Origin of the sequence: Saccharopolyspora elongata, from assembly GCF_004348985.1 — a bacterium.
GTDB classification, from domain to species: domain Bacteria; phylum Actinomycetota; class Actinomycetes; order Mycobacteriales; family Pseudonocardiaceae; genus Saccharopolyspora; species Saccharopolyspora elongata.
This window is the reverse complement of record NZ_SMKW01000085.1, coordinates 19,195-38,511: the sequence shown is the minus strand read 5'-3', so window position 1 is coordinate 38,511 and position 19,317 is coordinate 19,195. Positions and strand designations below refer to the sequence as shown.

The 19,317-nt window shown below is 71.1% G+C and carries 17 protein-coding genes; 8 read left to right on the top strand and 9 right to left on the bottom strand.

Annotated elements, in window-relative coordinates:
* Nucleotides 1-421: 421 nt before the first annotated feature.
* Nucleotides 422-604, bottom strand: coding sequence for a PspC domain-containing protein (locus E1288_RS38715; protein ID WP_132493648.1), 183 nt, complete (start codon nucleotides 602-604; stop codon nucleotides 422-424).
* 62 nt (nucleotides 605-666) lie between these two features.
* On the opposite strand from E1288_RS38715, the gene E1288_RS38710 reads away from it, so the two are divergent.
* The 6 genes from E1288_RS38710 to E1288_RS38685 all read left to right on the top strand — a co-directional run bounded on the left by E1288_RS38710 (nucleotide 667) and on the right by E1288_RS38685 (nucleotide 6,702).
* Nucleotides 667-1,458 (top strand): hypothetical protein, encoded by a 792-nt coding sequence (locus E1288_RS38710; RefSeq protein ID WP_132493647.1) that lies wholly within the window; start codon nucleotides 667-669, stop codon nucleotides 1,456-1,458.
* A gap of 202 nt (nucleotides 1,459-1,660) precedes the next feature.
* Nucleotides 1,661-2,899 (top strand): MFS transporter, encoded by a 1,239-nt coding sequence (locus E1288_RS38705; RefSeq protein ID WP_207954797.1) that lies wholly within the window; start codon nucleotides 1,661-1,663, stop codon nucleotides 2,897-2,899.
* 6 nt (nucleotides 2,900-2,905) lie between these two features.
* Complete coding sequence (locus tag E1288_RS38700) at nucleotides 2,906-3,628, top strand: SDR family NAD(P)-dependent oxidoreductase (RefSeq protein WP_132493645.1); 723 nt, start codon at nucleotides 2,906-2,908, stop codon at nucleotides 3,626-3,628.
* A gap of 82 nt (nucleotides 3,629-3,710) precedes the next feature.
* Nucleotides 3,711-4,208: a 2,4'-dihydroxyacetophenone dioxygenase family protein gene (locus E1288_RS38695; RefSeq protein WP_132493644.1), complete on the top strand. Its 498-nt coding sequence runs from the start codon at nucleotides 3,711-3,713 to the stop codon at nucleotides 4,206-4,208.
* A 90-nt stretch (nucleotides 4,209-4,298) separates the two neighbouring features.
* On the top strand, nucleotides 4,299-5,723 hold the full coding sequence (locus E1288_RS38690) for an Nramp family divalent metal transporter (protein WP_132493643.1): 1,425 nt from the start codon (nucleotides 4,299-4,301) through the stop codon (nucleotides 5,721-5,723).
* Between the two features lie 37 nt (nucleotides 5,724-5,760).
* Complete coding sequence (locus E1288_RS38685; protein ID WP_165968488.1) at nucleotides 5,761-6,702, top strand: LysR family transcriptional regulator; 942 nt, start codon at nucleotides 5,761-5,763, stop codon at nucleotides 6,700-6,702.
* 50 nt (nucleotides 6,703-6,752) lie between these two features.
* Here the strand turns inward: E1288_RS38685 and E1288_RS38680 are convergent, their stop codons facing one another.
* A complete protein-coding gene (locus tag E1288_RS38680) occupies nucleotides 6,753-7,733 on the bottom strand; it encodes an alpha/beta fold hydrolase (protein WP_132493641.1) in 981 nt (326 codons plus the stop codon).
* A gap of 109 nt (nucleotides 7,734-7,842) precedes the next feature.
* Here E1288_RS38680 and E1288_RS38675 point away from each other — a divergent pair, with 109 nt between their 5' ends.
* Entirely contained in the window at nucleotides 7,843-8,676 is an 834-nt protein-coding gene (locus E1288_RS38675; protein ID WP_207954796.1) for a helix-turn-helix domain-containing protein, read from the top strand.
* Nucleotides 8,677-8,946: 270 nt separating this feature from the next.
* Here the strand turns inward: E1288_RS38675 and E1288_RS38670 are convergent, their stop codons facing one another.
* From E1288_RS38670 to E1288_RS38645, 6 genes are all read right to left on the bottom strand, one after another.
* Nucleotides 8,947-10,506 (bottom strand): hydantoinase B/oxoprolinase family protein, encoded by a 1,560-nt coding sequence (locus tag E1288_RS38670; protein WP_132493640.1) that lies wholly within the window; start codon nucleotides 10,504-10,506, stop codon nucleotides 8,947-8,949.
* Nucleotides 10,503-12,455, bottom strand: coding sequence for a hydantoinase/oxoprolinase family protein (locus E1288_RS38665; protein ID WP_132493639.1), 1,953 nt, complete (start codon nucleotides 12,453-12,455; stop codon nucleotides 10,503-10,505). The genes E1288_RS38670 and E1288_RS38665 overlap by 4 nt, the downstream gene beginning before the upstream one ends.
* 322 nt (nucleotides 12,456-12,777) lie before the next feature.
* Nucleotides 12,778-13,449 (bottom strand): GntR family transcriptional regulator, encoded by a 672-nt coding sequence (locus tag E1288_RS38660; protein WP_132493638.1) that lies wholly within the window; start codon nucleotides 13,447-13,449, stop codon nucleotides 12,778-12,780.
* Nucleotides 13,450-13,500: 51 nt separating this feature from the next.
* Nucleotides 13,501-14,487 (bottom strand): ornithine cyclodeaminase family protein, encoded by a 987-nt coding sequence (locus E1288_RS38655; protein WP_132493637.1) that lies wholly within the window; start codon nucleotides 14,485-14,487, stop codon nucleotides 13,501-13,503.
* A 92-nt stretch (nucleotides 14,488-14,579) separates the two neighbouring features.
* On the bottom strand, nucleotides 14,580-16,679 hold the full coding sequence (locus E1288_RS38650; RefSeq protein WP_132493636.1) for a bifunctional polysaccharide deacetylase/glycosyltransferase family 2 protein: 2,100 nt from the start codon (nucleotides 16,677-16,679) through the stop codon (nucleotides 14,580-14,582).
* Between the two features lie 14 nt (nucleotides 16,680-16,693).
* Nucleotides 16,694-16,960 carry a hypothetical protein gene (locus E1288_RS38645; protein WP_165968487.1) on the bottom strand — a complete coding sequence of 89 codons (267 nt, stop codon included), beginning with the start codon at nucleotides 16,958-16,960 and terminating at the stop codon, nucleotides 16,694-16,696.
* Between the two features lie 232 nt (nucleotides 16,961-17,192).
* Here E1288_RS38645 and E1288_RS38640 point away from each other — a divergent pair, with 232 nt between their 5' ends.
* Nucleotides 17,193-18,170, top strand: a complete 978-nt coding sequence (locus E1288_RS38640) for an LCP family protein (RefSeq protein WP_207954795.1) — start codon at nucleotides 17,193-17,195, stop codon at nucleotides 18,168-18,170.
* Nucleotides 18,171-18,174: 4 nt separating this feature from the next.
* Here the strand turns inward: E1288_RS38640 and E1288_RS38635 are convergent, their stop codons facing one another.
* Nucleotides 18,175-19,203, bottom strand: coding sequence for an aliphatic amidase (locus E1288_RS38635; RefSeq protein ID WP_132493634.1), 1,029 nt, complete (start codon nucleotides 19,201-19,203; stop codon nucleotides 18,175-18,177).
* Nucleotides 19,204-19,317: the final 114 nt, after the last annotated feature.

Sequence of the window (19,317 nt, the reverse complement as noted above, 5' to 3'; positions counted from 1 at the left end):
GTCCCGAGCCGACCGCGGCTGCCCGGCCGCCCCGAACGGATTCCCTTCCTGCTGCTGCGGATCAGTCGTGGTCATCTGCGTACTCCATCAACTATCGGATCTTGTACACAACCCACCTGACACCCCCCGGGCCGTCGGTGCACAACACCGCCTCGGCCAGTTCGAACAACGCATCCACCCGCGCGGTCAGACACTCGTAGAACTCCTGGCGGAACCTGACCAACTCCCCGAACGCAGCATCACGATCGGGATCATGCACACTAACCATCGCAGCCCTTGGATCGATCTTTGTTCTGTCGCAAGACGAATGATCAACCAAGGGCTGCATTCATGACCAACCGGGGTGGGGCCACCAACCCCGAGGTTAAAGATCAAGCTATGGCACCCCAAACCGCTCACGGGTCCTGACCAGCGGAGACCGTCACGCCGCCCGGGGCATCAGCAGCCACAGGACCAGGTAGATCAGGAACTGCGGGCCGGGCAGGACGCAGGAGAGCACGAACACCAGCCGCACCAGGCCGACGCGCCAGCCGAAGCGGTTCGCGATCCCGGCGCACACCCCGGCGATCAGCGCACCGTCGCGAGGACGTTCCAAAACCGTCATGCGCCCAGCCTGAGGCGTTCGGCCGCATCGCGCACGCCGCGCCGACGTGGCACGTTGATCCCGTGGAATTGGAGGAACTCGCTCGCGAGCTGTACGCGGCGGATCCGGCCGAGTTCATCCCGGCCCGCGACCGCCACGCGGCAGCGGCCGCCGAACGCGGCGACCGGGATCTCGCCGCGCAGCTCAAGAAGCTGCGCAAGCCCACCGCCGCGGCCTGGGCGGTGAACCTGCTCGCCAGCCGGGAGCCCCGCAGCGTCACCGAGCTCCTGGAACTGGGCGAGAAGCTGCGAGCGGCGCAGCGCGAACTGCGCGGCGACGACCTGCGAACCCTCGCAGCCGACCGCACCCGCCTCCTGCGCGAGACCACCGGCAGGGCCGCGGAACTCGCCGAACAGCACGGCCACCGGCTCACCGAATCGACCCGGCAGCAAGTCGAGCAAACCCTCACCGCGGCGCTGTCCGATCCCGAAGCAGGCCACGCGGTCCGAGCCGGAACCCTCATCAAGCCCCTGGAATACAGCGGATTCGGCCTCGACGAACTCGCCGCCGCCGCCATCCGCCGCACCGCCGCGCGCCCCAAACCCCAACGGGAACTTCGCGAGCTCCGCGAGCAGTTGCAGCACACCGATGAGCAACTGGGCGAAGCCACCGGCGCGGAGGAGCGCGCCGAGAGCGCGGAGCGCGAAGCCGAGCAGCGCTGCGAGGAGCTGCGCGAGGCGCTGCAGCAGGCGGAAAGCGAGCTCCGCGAGCACCGCCGCAACGCGAAGACGGCGCGCCAGCGCCGCGAGCGGGCGCAGCACGACCGCGACGCGGCAGCGGAGCGGCTGCGCCGCGCCGAGGCGCGGGAGCGCTGAGCCCGCGGTATCCGCGTAGCGGATGGCGGGTATTTGAAAAGTGCGCTTCTCCCGGATGGGACGCCTGCTTAGGGTCTAGCCCCAGGAGCCGACGGACGATCCCGGAACGGTTCCGGTCTTTCGCGCACATTTGGCTCCAACTCCGACGAAGTCGTCGAGTCTCGGGGGAACCGGAATGAGTCCACCGCGGAGCATCCGCCGGATGCGCTTCGTACTGCTCGTCATGCTGCTGCTCATCGGCATCGTCAACTACGTCGACCGCAGCACGCTCGCCATCGCCAACCACAGCGTCCAGGACGAGTTCGGCATCGGCCCCACCGAAATGGGCTTGCTGCTCTCGGTCTTCTCGTGGGCGTACGCGTTCGCCCAGCTGCCCGCCGGCGGCCTGCTCGACCGGTTCGGGCCGCGCAAGGTGCTCGGCGGCGGGCTGCTGCTGTGGTCGATCGCCCAGGCCTTCTGCGGGATCGCCGCCAACTTCAAGCAGATGCTGTTCGGCCGGTTGTTCCTCGGGCTGGGCGAGGCGCCCGCCTTCCCCGGCGGCGCCAAGGTGGTTTCCGACTGGTTCCCGCGCGAATCGCGGGGCACGCCGATCGGGCTGTTCAACACGGCCTCCACGCTCGCCCCGGCGATCGCCCCGCCGTTGCTGACCTGGCTGATGCTCAGCTACGGCTGGCGCGCCATGTTCGTCGTCGCCGGGCTGGCGGGCATCGTGCTCGCGCTGGTGTGGTTCGTCGTCTACCGGGACCGCAAGCAGCTCTCCTGCGAGCCGCAGCCCGCCGCGGAGCCGGTGTCGGTGCGGGAGTGGCTCGGGCTGCTGCGGCATCGCACCACGTGGGGCATGATCCTCGGCTTCTCCGGGGTGATCTACTCGATCTACCTGTACCTGACCTGGCTGCCCGCCTACCTGGAGAGCGAGCGCGGCCTGAGCGTGGCCGATACCGGGATCGCGCTGATCGTGCCCTACCTCGCCGGCACGCTCGGCATGCTGGCCGGCGGCGGCGTCGGCGATCTCCTGGTGCGGCGCGGGGTTTCCACCATGCTCGCGCGGAAGGTGCCGATCTGCGGCGGGCTGCTGCTCGGTGGCCTGTGCACCATCCCCGTGGCGTTCACCCCGAGCACCGCGCTGGCGCTGGTGTCCATCTCCGCGTCCCAGTTCTTCATGAACTCCGCGAGCGCCGGTGCCTGGTCGCTGGCGACCACGGTGGGCAGCGAGCGCATCACCGCGTCGCTGGGCAGCCTGCAGAACTTCGGCGGCTACTTCGGCGGGGCGTTCGCGCCGCTGATCACCGGCATCATCGTGGACGAGACCGGTTCGTTCGTGCTCGCCCTGCTTGCCGCCAGCGGCATCGCGATCGCCGCCGCGCTCAGCTACGCGTTCCTGGTCCGCAAGCCCGTCGGGATCCCGGAATCCGCCATGGCAACGCAATCCGGAAGGGACTGATCGCCGTTGTCCACCCTGCGAGCGGATGCATTCGCCGGGAAGTCGGTGCTCGTCGTCGGCGGCACCAGCGGCATCGGCGCGGCGGTCGCCAACGCCTTCGCCCGCCACGACGCGGAAGTCCGCGTCACCGGAGTGGGCGAGCCATCGCCGGAACTGGACGCGACCATCGACGCGTTCGACTCCGACGTGACCAGCCCGGGCGGCATCAAGACCATTGTGGACGGTCTGGTCCGGCTGGACGTGCTGGTGAACTGCGCGGGAATCATCCGCCGTGGCGCTGAATTGGAGCCGGAGGCGTTCGCGCGGGTCGTCGACGTCAACCTCACCGGCACCATGCGGTCCTGCGCGGCGGCCCGCGCGCTGCTCGCCCGCTCCGGCGGCTGCATCGTCAACACCGCTTCGATGCTCAGCTTCTTCGGCGGCGCGCAGGTGCCCGGCTACTCGGCCAGCAAGGGCGGCGTGGTGCAGCTGACCAAATCGCTGGCGGCAGGCTACGCGGTCGACCGCATCCGGGTCAACGCGGTGGCGCCGGGCTGGATCCGCACCGCGCTGACGGGAGAACTGCAATCCGATCCCGAAGCCGACGCGCGCATCCTCGCCCGGACCCCGCTGGGCCGCTGGGGCACCCCGCAGGACGTGGCGCGCGCGGTCCTCTTCCTCGCCTCCGCGGAGGCGGAATTCATCACCGGGACGGTCCTCCCGGTCGACGGCGGCTACCTGGCCGTCTGAAGAGCCCTCGTTGAACTCGTCTTGCGTGGCGCGCGGCTGCGTCGCCTGGGCAAGAATCCGAAACCAGTTGGGAGTGAGTGAAATGCCGTCCGAGTTCCAGGTGCTGCCGTCGCCGGCAATCCCGCCCGAAGTGGCGATCGCGGCGGTGCCCGAGGACGACCGGGTGTGGGTACCGCAGGCGCCGGACGTCTGGTTCCGGCCACTGATGTTCAACACCGTCGTCGGCCAGTGGTGCAACCTGTTGTGGGTGACCAAGTCCGGCATCGTGTCCCGGCACCGCCACCCCGGCGCGGTGCACGGCTACGTGATCAAGGGCAAGTGGCACTACCACGAACACCCGTGGACGGCCGAGACCGGGCACTACGTGTACGAACCGCCCGGCGAGATCCACACCCTCGCGGTTCCCGCCGATTGCGACGAAATGGTCACGTTCTTCAACATCACCGGTGCGATGATCTACCTTGACGAGGCCGGTCACCAGGTGGGCTACGAAGACGTGTTCACCAAGATCGAAATGTGCCGCGTGCACTACGAGAAGGTCGGACTCGGCGGCGATTTCGTCGACCAGTTCGTGCGTTGACCCGCCGCCGGGCCGACCGGTGGCGGCGGCCCGGCGCCTCGGTGATCGGCAGCTGTGCTGAACCGGCGAGCCACGAACGAAGGTGTCCAGATGGCCGACGCGAGCATCCCCGATCCAGCCGGAGCCTTTCCCGACAAGCACATCCCGCGCCCCCAGGTCCGCGATCTCCCCGAGCCACCCGGCAAGCAGTGGCGCCTCATCGGCCCGGGCATCGTCGCCGCCGGGGTCGGCCTGGCCAGCGGCGAGTTCATCCTCTTCCCTTACATCACCTCGCAGGTCGGCCTGACGTTCGTCTGGGCGGCCGTGCTGGGCCTGGTGACGCAGTACTTCCTGAACATGGAGATCGAGCGCTACACCCTGGCCACCGGGGAGACCGCGGTCACCGGCTTCAGCCGGTTGTGGAAGCACTGGGGCCTGGTGTTCGCGATCATGGCCTACTTCGCGAACCTCTGGCCGGCGTGGGCGACCAGCTCGGCGACCCTGGTCAGCTACGTCGTCGGCGGCAACGTCGCGGTGATCTCCGTGGTGATACTCGTGATCGTGGCGCTGATCCTGACACTCGCGCCGGCCGTCTACACCGCACTGGAACGCGCGCAGATGCTCAAGGTCGCGGCGATTCTGCTGCTCATCGTGATCGGCTCGCTGTTCGTCATCGGCGCCAACACCTGGGCGGCGCTGCCCAGCGTGGTCACGCAGCCGCGATTCCCCGCCGCGGAACTGGGTTTCGCCGTGCTGATGGGCGCCCTCGCCTTCGCGGGCGCGGGCGGCGGGCAGAACCTGGTGCAGAGCAACTGGATCCGGGACAAGGGTTTCGGGATGGGCCGCTACGTCCCGAAGATCGTCTCGCCGCTGACCGGCGAGACGGAGGCGCGCGGCCAGGCCGGGTTCATCTTCCCGGCCACCGAGGAGAACCTGGCCCGCTGGCGGGTGTGGTGGCGGTTCGCCAACAAGGAGCAGCTGCTCACCTTCGTCGCCATCACCTTCCTGTCCATCATGTTCATGTCGTTGCTGGCCTACGCCACCGTCTTCGGCGGCGACGTGTCCAACGACGTGTCGTTCCTGCGCGCCGAGGGCGAGCAGATGATGGCCACGGCCGGCGGCTGGTTCGGCTACTTCTTCTGGATCGTGGGTGCCTTCTCGCTGTTCGCGGCGGCACTGGGCATCGTCGACTACACCAGCAGGCTGGCCGCCGACGTGCTGAAGACGACGTACTTCCCGAACGCCTCCGAGAGCAAGATCTACGCCGGACTGGTGTGGGGCCTGGTGCTGATCGGCGCGCTGGTCGTGGCGGCGGGCCTGGGCCAGCCGCTGCTGCTCGCCACCATCGCGGCCTGCGTCGGCGGGGTCATGATGTTCGTCTACTCAGGACTGCTGATCGCCATCAACCGCAAGATGCTGCCCGCCGCGATCCGCGTCCGCGGCTACCGGCTTGCCGCGCTGATCTGGTCGATCCTGCTGTTCGGCGTGCTCGCGGTGCTGACCGTGAACCAGCAGCTGGACAAGTTGTTCGGCTGACCCGCGTGAACGCACGACGGGACGCGAGGTGGTGGCGGTGAAGCCCGGCGAAGCCTACCGCTACCGCCTCGACTGGTTCGTCAGCTTCGTGTCCGTAGTGGAGCACGGCGGGTTCTCCGCCGCGGCGCAGGCGCTGTTCCGGTCGCAGTCCCGGATCAGCACGCACGTCTCGGAGCTGGAGCGGGCGTTGGGCGTGCAGCTCTTCGACCGCTCGCACCACCCCGTAGCGCTGACCGCCGAGGGCCGCGCGCTGCTCCCGCACGCGCGGGGCATCCTCCAGCACCTGCGGGCCGCCAGCGAGGAGGCCGGGCGCGCCGCCCACCGGGTGCGCGGTCGCGTCCGGCTCGGCGCCTATCCCAGCGCAGCGGCACATCTGTTCCCGTTCCTCTTCGAGCGCAGCGCGGCGCAGTTCCCGGGCATCGAGCTGGAGCCGTGGGAAGGAGCGACGCTGGAGCTAGAGGCCGCGCTGATCGCCGGCGACATCGACCTGGCGGTCCGGCCGGTGCTGCCGGTGGCGGCCGGCGACGCGCTGACCTTCCAGCCGCTGTGGCGGGAGCCGTTGGTGGCGGTGGTGGCCGCCGGCGAGGACCAGCCCGCCGGGCCGCTGCGGCTGGCGGACCTGGCAGCGAGGCCGCTGATCACGATCGGCGAGAACACCGACCGCGAGAACGGCCACTTCGAGTCGAGCCTGGCGTTCGAGCAGGCGGGCCTGGTGCCCGACGTCATCTTCCGCACGAACCAGCCCCAGACCCTGATCGCCCTGGTGCGGCGGGGGATCGCGGTGGGCGTGACGAACGCGCTGGCGATGGTCATGGCGAACACCTCGGGAGTCCGCCTGATCCCGATCAGCGACGTGCCGCAGGGGAGGGAGGTGGCCCTGTGGTGGCGGAAGGACGCAACCCCGACCGAAGCCCGCGAAGCGATCCGGGCCCTGGTGGCAGAGGCCCCGCTCCCGGACTTCACCCATCTCGATGCCTGACCGGCGGCGCAACCCCCGATCCCTGCGAGGCGTGATCGCCTGGTGCTGGATCAGCGCGATGTGGTCTCGACGGCGAAACCGTGCAGGAGGGCCCCAGTGGTGTCCGGGTCCTCGAACATGGGTGTGTGGCCGACACCGTCGAGGATCTCGATCCGGGCGTGGGGGATTCGGCGGTAGTCCTGTGCGGACGACGGCTGCCACCGCCGGTCCTGGGCGCCGAAGATGACCAGGACCGGCAGACCGAGGCCGGCGAGCCGGTCGGGGACGGGCCGTTCGGCCAGGAACGCGTCGACCGCCTCGTCGGTCGCGGTGAGGCTGCGGTAGGTCATGCCCCGGACGTCGGTGACGAGCTCCTCGGGGATCCGCACCTCGCGGGTGAACGCGGTGCTCATAGCGCCGCGGAGCGCACCGTCGGTGCGCAGCCGCCAGATCAGTTCTCCCACCACCGGCGTGGTCATCAGGTCGGCGACGAAGCTGTCGCCGAGGAACGCGTCCGCCCGCGGGCCGGTGTCGACCAGCGCGACCGCCGTCACCAAGTCGCGGCGCTGCTCGGCCAGCGATGTGGCGACGGCGCCGCCGGTGGAATGCCCGACGACGGTCGCGCGGCGCACCCCGAGCCGATCGAGCACCGCCCCCACCCGGCCCGCTTGCTCCGCGATGCCGTAGCCATCGGTCGGCTTGGCCGATCCACCGTGCCCGAGCAGGTCCACCCGCACCACGTGCAGGTCCCGCAATGCCGGCAGCACCGGCTCCCACCACGCCGCGGATCCGGCCAGGCCGTGCAGGAGCACCACCGCGGGCGCGCCGGGCGGTCCTTCCTGCACGACGCGGATGTCCCCGCCGGGAACGCGCACGATCTGCTCGCCGGAGGCTTCGGCTGTCTCCGTGCGCACTGACACCGTGTTCCACGCCAGCAGGAGGGCCAGCCCACCGGCGGCCAGCAACGTGATCCGCCGCCGTCGGCTCCACGACCGCCGGCCGCTCGGTGTCGCGTCCGCGCGGCGGTGGTGCGGGATAGTCGTCTCGTCCATGGCTCCTCCGTCCGTCGTTGCGGGCCACCCTTCCGGCGTCCGGCACGACGGGTCTTGGAGAAATGTCATCGCCGTGGTCCCGCCGCCGAGCCGCTCGTACAGTTGACGCGTGCGATCAGTTCGCCGGACGGCAGATTCCACCGCTGACTGGGAGATCGCGCGGCCGTCGCGGGCAACCGAGCTGCCCGGAGTCGACATGGCGGGATTCCGCATTCGCGGTCCCGTCGAACTGCGCGCCATCCCCCACCCGGCCGTCACCGTGGCCGTCGAGTTCGGCGACCGCCCGTTCGACATCCACGGCGCACCCGGCCGGTTGCGGTTGGACAGCCTGGCCGCCGGGCTCGCCTTCCGCGCGTTCCAGGCGCGCGCCGAGGGCGTCGCGTGCATCCAGATCCGCCTGTGCCCGCTGACCGCTTACTCCGTGCTCGGGCTCCCGCTCGCGGAGTTGCGCGGGAGCGTCATCGCGCTCGATGACCTGTGGGGCCGCGACGCACCGCGCCTGCGAGAGCGGTTGCACCAGGCGCGGACCTGGCGTGAGCGCTTCGCCCTGATCGACGCGGAGCTGTCCGGCCGGCTCCACACGGGCCGGGCGGTCGAGCCCGAGGTGGCCTGGGCATGGCGCCAGATCGTCGGCGGTCACGGCCGTGCCCGGGTGCGCGACCTCGCGGCCCGGACCGGCTGGAGCCGGCAGCGCCTGTGGTCGCGCTTCGGCTCGCAGATCGGCCTGACCCCCAAGCGCGCCGGCATGCTGGTCCGCTTCGACCACGCCATCCACCGTCTGGTCAGCGGGCATGCCCCGGCGCAGGTGGCGGCGGACGGCGGCTATGCCGACCAGTCGCACCTCCACCACGACGTCCGCGCGTTCACCGGGACGACCCCCGCCGCCGCCGCGACCGAGCCGTGGCTGGCCGCCGACGACACGGCCTGGCCGCCCACGGCCTGACCCGCTGACGCCGGTCGTGAGTGGTAATGGTCGTTCCAGCGACCATTACCACTCACGACCGCTCAGCAGCACCACGAAAGCCCCTTTGGCCGAACGAGATCTGAACGAAGCGCGGTGTGCGGTCCGAGTCGGCTCTCAGGCAACAGGGGAGCGCCCGCGCGGAGATGCGGAAGCCTCCGGCCGCTGGGGTCGGAGGCTCCGCCGGGCCGGGAAGTTCGAAAGCTCCACGTGCCAGCGCGGGGCGCCCGGCCGGCACCTCCAGGGTAGCGCTCAGTCGCCTTCGCCGGGACCTCCCCAGCCGCCTCCACCTGGGGTTTCGATGCGGATCCGGTCGCCTCGGCGCAGCGGCCAGGTGCCCTTGGCCGGGAGCCCTTCCTCGGTGCCGTCCGCCCGGACCAGGATGTTGCGGCCGACCGCGCCGGGCTCGCCGCCCCGGGCTCCCCGCGGGGCGTGTTCGCGGCGTTCGGACTGGATCGTCAGGGTGCAGTCGGCGAGCGCTTCGATCTCCCGCACCAGGCCGTCGCCGCCCGGGTGCCGTCCCGCGCCGCCGGAGGACGGCCGGAGCTCGTAGCGCCAGACCCGCAGCGGGTAGTCCAGCTCCATCGCTTCCGCCGGCGTGTTCTGGGTGTTGGTCATGCCCGTGTGCACGCCCGACATGCCTGCGCGGGTGGGAGTGCCGCCTTCGCCGCCGCCCAGCGTCTCGTAGTAGCTGAACGCCGGGTCGCCGCCGCCGATCAGCAGGTTGTTCATGGTGCCCTGGCTGCCCGCCGGCACGCGGTCGGGGATCGCCTGCGCGAACGCGCCGAGCAGCACGTCCACGATGCGCTGGCTGGTCTCCACGTTGCCCGCCGCCGTCGGGGCCGGGAACGTCGGGTTCACCACCGTGCCTTCCGGCGCTTCGACGCGCAGCGCCCGGTAGCAGCCGGCGTTGGGCGGGGCGTCGGGGTCGGTGAGCATCCGGAGCACGAACATCGACGCCGACAGCGTCACCGCGAACACCGCGTTGCAGTTCACCGGGATCTGCCGGGCCGTGCCGTCGAAATCCACCAGCACCTCGTCACCGGAGACCGTCACCGCCGCCTTGATCGGGATCCCGTCGCCGATCTCCAGCACGTCCTCGCTGCGGTAGCAGCCGTCGGGGATGTCGCGGATCGCCGCGCGCACCCGGCGGTCCGAGTAGTCGCACACCGCCGCCATCGCCGTGCGCAGCCGCCGCGACCCCATCCGGTCGGCCAGTTCGCGCATCCGCACCGCGCCCACGTGGTTCGCCGCGAACTGGGCGCGCAGGTCGCCGCGGCGTTCCTCGGGGGTCCGCGAGTTCGCCGCGATCAGCCGGACCACGTCCTCGCGCTCGCCGGTCGCGTCGGCGATGCGGATCGGCGGGATGCGGACGCCCTCCATCGCGATCTCGGTCGCGGTCGCGGGCATCGAACCCGGCGCGGCGCCGCCGACGTCCGCGTGGTGGGCGCGGTTGGCCACGTACCCCAGCAGCCGGTCGCCGTCGCCGACGGCGGCGACGATCGTCAGGTCCGGCAGGTGGGTGCCGCCGAGGTAAGGGTCGTTCACGCAGACCTGCTCGCCCGGTTCGAGCCGCCCGCAGGTCTCCAGCACGGCGCGGACGCTGGCGGGCATCGCGCCCAGGTGCACCGGGATGTGCTCGGCCTGCGCGACCATCTCGCCGTCGGGGTCGAACACCGCGGCGGAGCAGTCGGCACGTTCCTTGATGTTGGGGGAGTAGGCGGCGCGGCGCAGCGCCACGCCCATCTCGTCGGCGACACCGGCCAGGGCGTGGCGGAACACCTCCAGCTCGACGGCGGTCAGCTCGGTCATGTCAGCCGCACCACCAGGTTCCCCGATTCGTCCACTGTCGCCACTTCGTCCTCGGCGAGCAGCGTCGTGGTGTCCGGCTGCTCGATCAGCGCCGGCCCGGCGACCTCGTCGCCCGTCTTCAGCGCTGCCCGGGACACGATCCGCGCGCGCACCGACCGGTCGCCGATGCCGATCTCGCGATCCGGTTTGCGCTCCGGTTCGCCCTGGTCCCAGTCCTGCGGCGAATCCGCGAGGATCGGTTCGCCGCGAGCGATGACCCGCAGCGTGACGACCTCGACCCGCTCGTCGCGCATCGCGTACCCGTACGACTCGTGGTGCGCGTCATGCAGCAGCTCGGCGAGATCGGCCTGCTCGGTGACGTCGATCCGCAGCTCGTGGGATTGCCCGGCGTAGCGCATGTCGGCCACTTTGGACAGTGATATTCCCGCTGTGACGCCTTGCTTTTCAAGTTCCCGATGAGCTTCGGTGCCCAGTTCCTCCCACGCCTGCGACAGGTCTTCGCCGGCATCCACCAGCATCGTTCGCGACGCCTCGAAGCGCGGCGGAGCCAGCAGCAGGCCGAGCGCGCTGAGCACGCCGGGCGCGGGCGGCACCACGACGGCGGGGCAGCCGAGCTCCCGCGCCAGCGCGGTCGCGTGCAGCGGGCCCGCGCCGCCGTAGGCGACCAGGGCGAGCCCGGCCGGATCGATGCCGCGCTCGGTGCTGACCCTGCGCAGCGCCCGCGCCATCGTCGCGCGCACGACGGCCAGCACTCCGGCGGCCGGCTCGGGCAGCGTTTCCAGCGCTCGGCGTGCGGCGTCGGCATCCAGCCGGAGGCCGCCGCCGAGCTCGCGCGCGGGGTCGAGGTGGCCCAGCGCGCAGTGCGCGTCCGTCACCGTGGGTTCCTCGCCGCCAAGGCGGTAGCAGGCCGGGCCGGGGTCGGCACCGGCCGACTGCGGACCGACCCGCAGCGCGCCGCCGGTGTCGACCCACGCGATCGACCCGCCACCGGCCCCGACGGTGTGGATGCCGACCGCCGGGGTCCGGAACGGCAGCCCGGCGATCTCCGACGTCGTCGACACCTCCGGGCGGCCCTCGCGGATCAGGCACACGTCGGTGGACGTGCCGCCCATGTCGAAGGCGATCGCGTCCTCGAACCCGGCCGAGCGCGCGACCGCTCCGGCGGCCACCACGCCTGCGGCCGGGCCGGACAGCAGCGTGTGCACGGGTGCCGCCGCAGCGAAGTCCACGCCCGCCGTGCCGCCGCTGGAGGTCATCACGGTGATCGTCGGATCGGGCAGCCGGGTGGTCAGGTTGGACACGTAGCGGCGCATCACCGGTTCGACGGCGGCGTTGAGCACGCAGGTCGACGCCCGCTCGAACTCGCGGAACTCCGGCAGCAGTGAGCTGGAGCGGGTGATCGGCACGCCGAGCTCGTCCAGCGCCGCGCACAACCGCCGCTCGTGGTCGTCGCAGGCGTAGGAGAAGAGCAGGCACACGGCGATCGACTCGGGTTCGAGGCGGCGGACCGCGGCCACCACCCGGTCGATCTCGGCGTCGGTGAGCTCCACGACCGCCTCGCCCCGCGGGCTCATCCGCTCGGCGACGGTGACCGACCGCTCGTGCGGCACCAGCGGTTCCGGCTTGGTCGCGGACAGGTCGTAGAGGGCTGGCCGGTTCTGCCGCCCGATCTGCAGGACGTCGGTGAAGCCGTCGGTGGTGACGAAGGCGGTGCGGGCGATCTTGCGCTCCAGCACGGCGTTGGTGGCGGTGGTGCTGCCGTGCGGCAGCAGCCGGAGCGACCCGCCGGGCAGGCCTTCGGCGATGCCGCGCTCCACCCCTTCGGCCTGGTCGGCCGGGGTGGTGGGCACCTTGACGGCCCGGGGTCGGTGGCCGGGGGAGTGCACGACGACGTCGGTGAACGTGCCACCGACGTCCACCCCGGCACACGCCTCGGTCTCTCCGGTCATCGCAATCACCCGCGCTCAATCATCGCGCAGCGGCCCGCACCCGGCAGGAACGCAGCCGGTCCGGGACGAGAGGCCCGCCCCTGTGAACACCCGTTCTGGCTGCTATCGAGGCTGTTCTGGAGGGGGCGACGTGCGGGTGTGCTGAGGCGAGCTCGCGTGGATCGAGGCGGCGTTTTCGCGCGAAAGCGTCGCCCGCGTGTGCCTGGGGAACGCCGGTTTCGCGCGAAAACGGCGCGCAGCGGAACCTCTGCAGCTCCCCGAAGGAGTCACGGAGACGACCGCGGGCCCTTGGGGTGGGCGAGGCTCAGCGGGACGGATGTGTCTACTGTGGATTTGCCAGCTGGTCGAAGGTGGGCTGGCGGCTGGCCGCCACGTGCTCCAGGGCGATCCGGGCCGCTTCTTCGGCGTTGCCCGCGGCGATCGCGTCGAACAGGTCGGTGTGCTCCCGGCAGAGCGTCTCCGGGTCGGTCGCGCTGGTGAGCCGGAACAGCCAGCGGACCTTGCTGTTCAGCGGCGCCATCATCGAGTGCAGCAGCTCGTTGTCGGCGAGGTCGATGATCGTCGCGTGGAACGCGGCGTTGGCGCGGGCGATGCCGTCCTTGTCCGCGGCGGCCGTGGTCGCCCGCGCCTCGTCGAGGTGCGCCCGCAGCCGCTGCAGGCCCTGCCGGTCGGCGCGCTGCGCCGCGAGCCGGGCGGCCAGCGATTCCAGGCTCTCCCGGATCTCGAACAGGTTCTCGACGTCCTTCGCCGTCATCGAGGCGACCACCACGCCGCGCCGCGGCAGCGCGCGCACCAGACCTTCCGATTCCAGCTGCCGGAACGCCTCGCGCAGCGGGATCCGCGAAACCTCCAGCTGCTGCGCGAGATCGCGCTCCACCAACCGGAAGTCGGGCGGGTAGGCCCCGGAGATGATCCGCTCCCGCAGCTCGTCGGCGATCGAGTCGCGCAACGAACGGTGCGCCGACCCTACGGAAGGTCGCGCTTCCAGCGACACCTGGCACCTCCTGGCCGCGGTCCGGCTCCCGCGCGGCCCATCGTATTCCGCCTACTCGGGCAGCGAGATCTCGATCCCGATGCCCTTGTCGCGCGCCCGGTCGACGAGGATCCGGGCGGTCGCGAGGTCCTGGATCGGCACGCCCACCGAGTTGAACAAGGTGATCTGCGCGTCGTCGCGGCGGCCGGGTTTCGCGCCGGTGAGGACCTCGCCGAGCTCGTCGCGGACGTGGTCGACCGTGATGGCGCCTTCGTCGAGCGCGATCGACACGGCACCCGATTCGGCGAGCGCGGTGTCCAGCGCATCCACCACGACGCGGGCGCGCGCGATGCCGTCGGTGTCGATCTCCCGGTGGTCCCGGCGCGGCGGCGCTCCGACGGCGTTGACGTGCAGGCCCTCGCCGAACCAGCGACCGGCGACCACGGGCGTCGCCGCCGGGGTGAGGGTGCAGAGGACGTCCGAGCCGCGGACGACCTGCTCGGGGCTGCCGGCGAGCTCGATGTCCACGCCGCTGTCGGCCACGGCATCCCGGAAGGCCCGGGCGCTGGCCTCGGTGCGGCTCCACACCAGCACCCGGTCGATCGGCCGGACCCGCGTGATCGCCGCGAAGTGGCTGCGCGCCTGCGCGCCCGCCCCGATCAGGCCGAGCACGCGCGCGTCGGGGCGGGCCAGGCAGCGGGTCGCGACGGCGGAGGCGGCGGCGGTCCGGTACTGGGTGATCGCGCCGCCGTCGAGGAATGCCTCGCAGACCCCGTTCTCGGGGTTGACCAGGACGATCGTCGACTGCTGCCGGGGCAGCGCGCGGGCCGGGTTCGCGGGCACGTCGGCGAGCAGCTTGACGCCACCGGCCTGGCCGTCGGCGAGCGCCGCCGTCATCGGGATCAGGTGCGCGTCGGTGCCGGGCGTGCGGGCGGCGTGCCGTTCGGGCTGGTCGGCGCGGCCGAGGGCGAGGTCCTCGTGCGCCTTCTGCACCGCATCGATCACCTCGTCCATCGAGATCAGCGAGCGAACGTCGGACCGGGTCAGGATGCGCACCATCGGGACCTCTCCGTCGAAGAAGGAGCGTTGGTCTATGGTATACCATATTTACGGCGAGCCCGCGCTCCGATCTCCGCCCGGGCGGGCTCAGGTCACCGGCGCCGTCCGGCCGCGAGCGGGACGATCCGGCCGCGGCGCTCCAGCTTCTGCCACGGCAGCCGGGCGCCGGCGAGGGCGGTGATCACCGACTGCACCACGACCAGGTACATCAGCTGCCGGTACACGATCTGCTGCAGCGGCAGCACCAGCAGCGGGCGCAGCGGCTCGCCGTCCAGCCGGAACGCGATCACGCCGGGAACCGCCTGCAGCACCAGGAATCCCAGCCAGGTCAGCGCTACCTCGCCGGCGTCCTCGGTGAACAGGGCGAAGCACGCGGTCACGTCGACCACCGGTGAGATCACCTGCAGCAGCACCTGGAAGACGAGCAGGTAGGGCAGGCCGCGCCGGCCGAGCCGCCCGGCCGCGCCGCGCTCGACGACGGCCCGCCGGTGCTTCCAGATCGCCTGCAACGTCCCGTAGCACCACCGGTAGCGCTGCTTCCACAGCTGGCCGTAGGTGGCCGGCGCCTCGGTCCACGAGATCGCGTTCTGCTCGTAGACCACTCGCCACCCGGCACGCTCCAGGGCCATGGTCAGGTCGGTGTCCTCGGCGAGGGTGTCGTCGCTGACGCCGCCGATCTCGAGGATCGCCGAGCGGCGGAAGGCACCGAGCGCACCGGGCGCCGTCGGCGTGCAGTGCAGCACGTCGTAGACGCGGCGGTCGAGGTTGAAGCCGATCACGTACTCGATGTGTTGCCAGCGGCCCAGCAGGCTGCGGCGGTTGCCGACCTTGACGTTGCCGGACACCGCGCCGATCGCCGGGTCGGTGAAGTGCGCGACCATCCGTCCCACCGCATCGGGTTCGAGCACCGTGTCGCCGTCCACCATGACCACCAGCTCGGAGTTCGCCGCGGTCAGGCCCGTGTTCAGCGCCACGGCCTTGCCGGAGTTCTCCTGCCGGACCAACCGGATGCGCGGGAACCGCTCCTGCAGCCGCTCGACCACCTCGACGGTCCGGTCGGTGGAGCCGTCGTCGACCACGATCACCTCCACCGGATGCTCGGAGGCGAGGATCGACCGCACCGTGTTCGCGATGCCGGCTTCCTCGTTGTACGCCGGGACGATCACCCCGACGCGTTGGCTGATCTGCCACGGCGGTTCCCAACGGCGGGAACGCCGCACGTGGATGGGCACGACGAGCAGCACGAAGACGCCGCGCAGCGCGACCAGCACGGTCGCCGCCAACAGCAGCACGCGCAGCGCGTCCGAGAGGCGGGCGGACGACCAGATGGTGGTGGCGAGCAGGGTGCCTGCGATGCGGTCGACGATCCCGGCCTCGTTCATCGTGCCGGGAAGCTGGAAGGTGCCGCCGACCGAGTCGACCTGCCACCCGGACCGCTGCAGACCGGGCAGCAAGCGGTCGAGCGCCTCGACGGTCGCCGGACCGGCGGTGCCGCTCATCATCAGCACCGCGCCGCGGTCGTCGCGGGGCGTCGAGTTCGCCAGCACGGCCGCCGCGTCGGGTTGCCGCCAGTCCTGCGAGTCCAGATCGGCCAGCACCACCTGGCGGCCGTGGTTGCCGATGCGCAGGAACGCCTTCCACGCGTCGTAGTCCAGCGATCCGGTGGTCGCGTACGGCGGTTGGACGAGGTCCGTCGTGATGCCGGCGGCGCTCGCCAGCACGAGGTCGGTGGCCTGCAGTTCCAGCTGCACCCGCAGGTCGCCGGCCTGCCGCAGGTCGGTGCGGGTGAGGGTGCGGTTGCCGATCTCGTGCCCGGCGTCGACGATCCGGCGGACCAGCGCCTGGTTCTCGGCGGCCTGCGCGCCGGTCACGAAGAAGGTGGCGTGCACCTGGTGCCGGGCCAGCACGTCCAGCAGCACCGGCGTCCACTGTGGATCGGGTCCGTCGGCGAAGGTCAGCGCCAGGTGGCGGTCCGGCGGGTGCTGCACCACCGGCTCGCGCGGATCGATCACGGAACCGCCGGCGAACGCGGATTCGGGCACGAACTGCCTGCTGCCGCTCGGCGTGCTCGGCGCGCCCGCGCGGCTGAGCACCGAGTCGAGGCCGAGCAGACCGCACAGCACTAGGAGCACCAGACCGAGCAGCAGCCAGTGCGCCCGGGGAGTTCGGGGGATTCGGGAGCGACGCGGCAAAAGTTGTTCCTGCCCTACGAGTTGGCGCCTGCGGTGGTCGGCAGCGGCGGGGCGGGGGCGCGCGAGTTGAGCATCGCCGCGGCGAGGAAGACCCCGAGGCACACGAGAACGAGGCTGATCGCCAGGACGACCCGGCGGAACGTGCGTCGACGGCGACCGCTGCTGTCGACGAAGACCGGCTCCACCGGATGGTGCACCCGGCGCACGCTCCGGTCCGGGCGCACGTCGAGAGTGGTTTCGCTGCTACGTCCCCGCTGTCCGGAGTGTCCGGTGTGGACCACGACGGTTCCGGGGCCGCCGCGGCGCCGGTGCCTGGCATGGACTTCTGCCGAGCCGCTACGGGGTCGCTGGCGGCCTCGTCGGGACATCACTACTCCGGTTGTCGGAAACATTGATCACTCGAATGGGTAAGTCGGGGCACCGTACGATAACGTTACGGTCACTCTGGACCAAGGCACGTCGTTTGTCGGGGATGCGTGCGAGTGATCTGAACGCGCGGAGTGAACACGGATCGTGAGAGTTTTCTTGCGGCGCACCGCCCGACTGGTGGCACTGGCGCTGGCCGGCCTGGTCGTGCTCGTCGCCGCCGTTGCGCTGTACCTGGACTTCTCGCTGGGCAGGGTGCCCGCGTTCACCGACTACGCCGATCGCACCGCGCCGGCGCAGGGCACGAACTGGTTGCTGGTCGGCTCGGACAGCCGCGACGGTCTTTCCCCGCAGCAGGAACAGGATCTGGTCACGGGCGGCACGGCCGACGCGGCCGGATCCCGCACCGACACGGTCATGCTGCTGCACATCCCGGCCGGCGCGGGTGCGCCGACGCTGGTCAGCCTGCCGCGCGATTCCCTGGTGCCGATCGAGGGCCACGGTCCGAACAAGCTCAACGCGGCTTACGCCTACGGGGGTCCGACGCTGCTGTCCCGGACCGTGGAGGAGGTCACCGGGCTCCGCATCGACCACTACCTGGAGATCGGCCTGGGCGGTTTCGCCGGCGTGGTGGACGCGGTCGGCGGCGTGCGGATGTGCCTGCCGCAGGCGATCCACGACCCGAAGATCGACCTGACCCTGGCGGCAGGCTGCCAGCAGCTGACCGGCGCGCAGGCGCTCGGATTCGTCCGCACCCGCGCCCTCGCGCGCGGCGACCTGGAACGCGCGGAGCACCAGCGGGAGTTCCTCACCTCGTTGGTGCGCAAGGCGACCAGCCGGGAGGTGCTGTTCAACCCGGTGCGGTCGGTGCCCATGACGTGGCGGCTCGCCGATGCCGTCACCGTCGCCGACGGCGACCACCTGGACGATCTCGGGCGGCTCGGCTACCAGGCCAGCACCGCGGGCGAGGGGCTGATCACGGCAACCGTGCCGACCAATGGCGGGATGGACATGCCGGGCGTCGGCGCGGTCCTGTTCTGGGACAAGGAGAAGTCAGCGGAGCTGTTCACCGCGCTCGGGCAGGACCGGCCGGTGCCCCGCGAGGCGCTCGCGGGTGCCCGGTGAACGGTCAGGCCGGGTCGGTCGGCAGTGAGCCGACCTGGCAGTCCCTGACGCCGACGGCGTCGCGGGTGAACGTCTCGACGTTCTTCTGCGCCCGCTCCGGGTCGTTGACCCACATCCGGTAGAAGTCGAACGGGCAGTCCGCCACGCCCTTGTCGCCGTCGCCGGCGGCGTGCACCCCGGTGTAGCCGCGGTGCAGCAGTTTGAAGAGGTGGTTCTGGGACTGGTCGTGGCGGCGTGCGTCGCGGATCGCCGACACCGACAGCTGCGCGTACTGGATGCCGTACTCCTCCTCGCCGGTCTCGCCGAGGGTGCGGCCGTCGAAGCCGATGATCGCGGAGTGCCCGAAGTAGGAGTAGACGCCGTCGAAGCCGGCGGCGTTGGCGACCGCGACGTAGCAGTTGTTCGCCCACGCCATCGCCTTGGACATCAGCACCTGCTGGTCCTTGGCCGGGTACATGTAGCCCTGGCAGCGCACGATGAGCTCGGCACCCTTCATCGCGCAGTCCCGCCAGATCTCCGGGTAGTTGCCGTCGTCGCAGATGATCAGGGAGACCTTCATGCCCTTGGGGCCGTCGACGACGTGCGTCGTGTCGCCCGGGTACCAGCCCTCGATCGGGCACCAGGGCAGGATCTTGCGGTACCGCTGCACGATCTCGCCGCGATCGTTGATCAGCACGAGCGTGTTGTACGGCGGCTTGTCCGGGTGGTCCTCGTGGCGTTCGCCGGTGATGGAGAAGACGCCCCAGGTCTCGGCGCGGCGGCAGGCTTCGGCGAAGATCTCGGTCTCCTCGCCGGGGACCGTGGACGCGGTCGCGAACATCTCGTCGGGGTCGTACATGATGCCCTGCGTCGAGTACTCCGGGAACACCACCAGGTCCATGCCCGGCAGGCCGGTCTTCATGCCGGCGACCATGTCGGCGATCTTCCGCGCGTTGGCGATCACTTCCGCCTTGGTGTGCAGGCGCGGCATCTTGTAGTTGACCACCGCGACGCCGACGGTGTCCGGGCTGGCGGCGATGTCCCCGTGTCGCATCGGTTGCCTCCTCGATCGAGATGATTCCCACTGAAAAACTTCCACATGAAAGTAAACCGGCGCGCGAGGAGCGTCAAGCGATGAGCGGCCGCGCCGCGAACCTCGTTCGGAGAT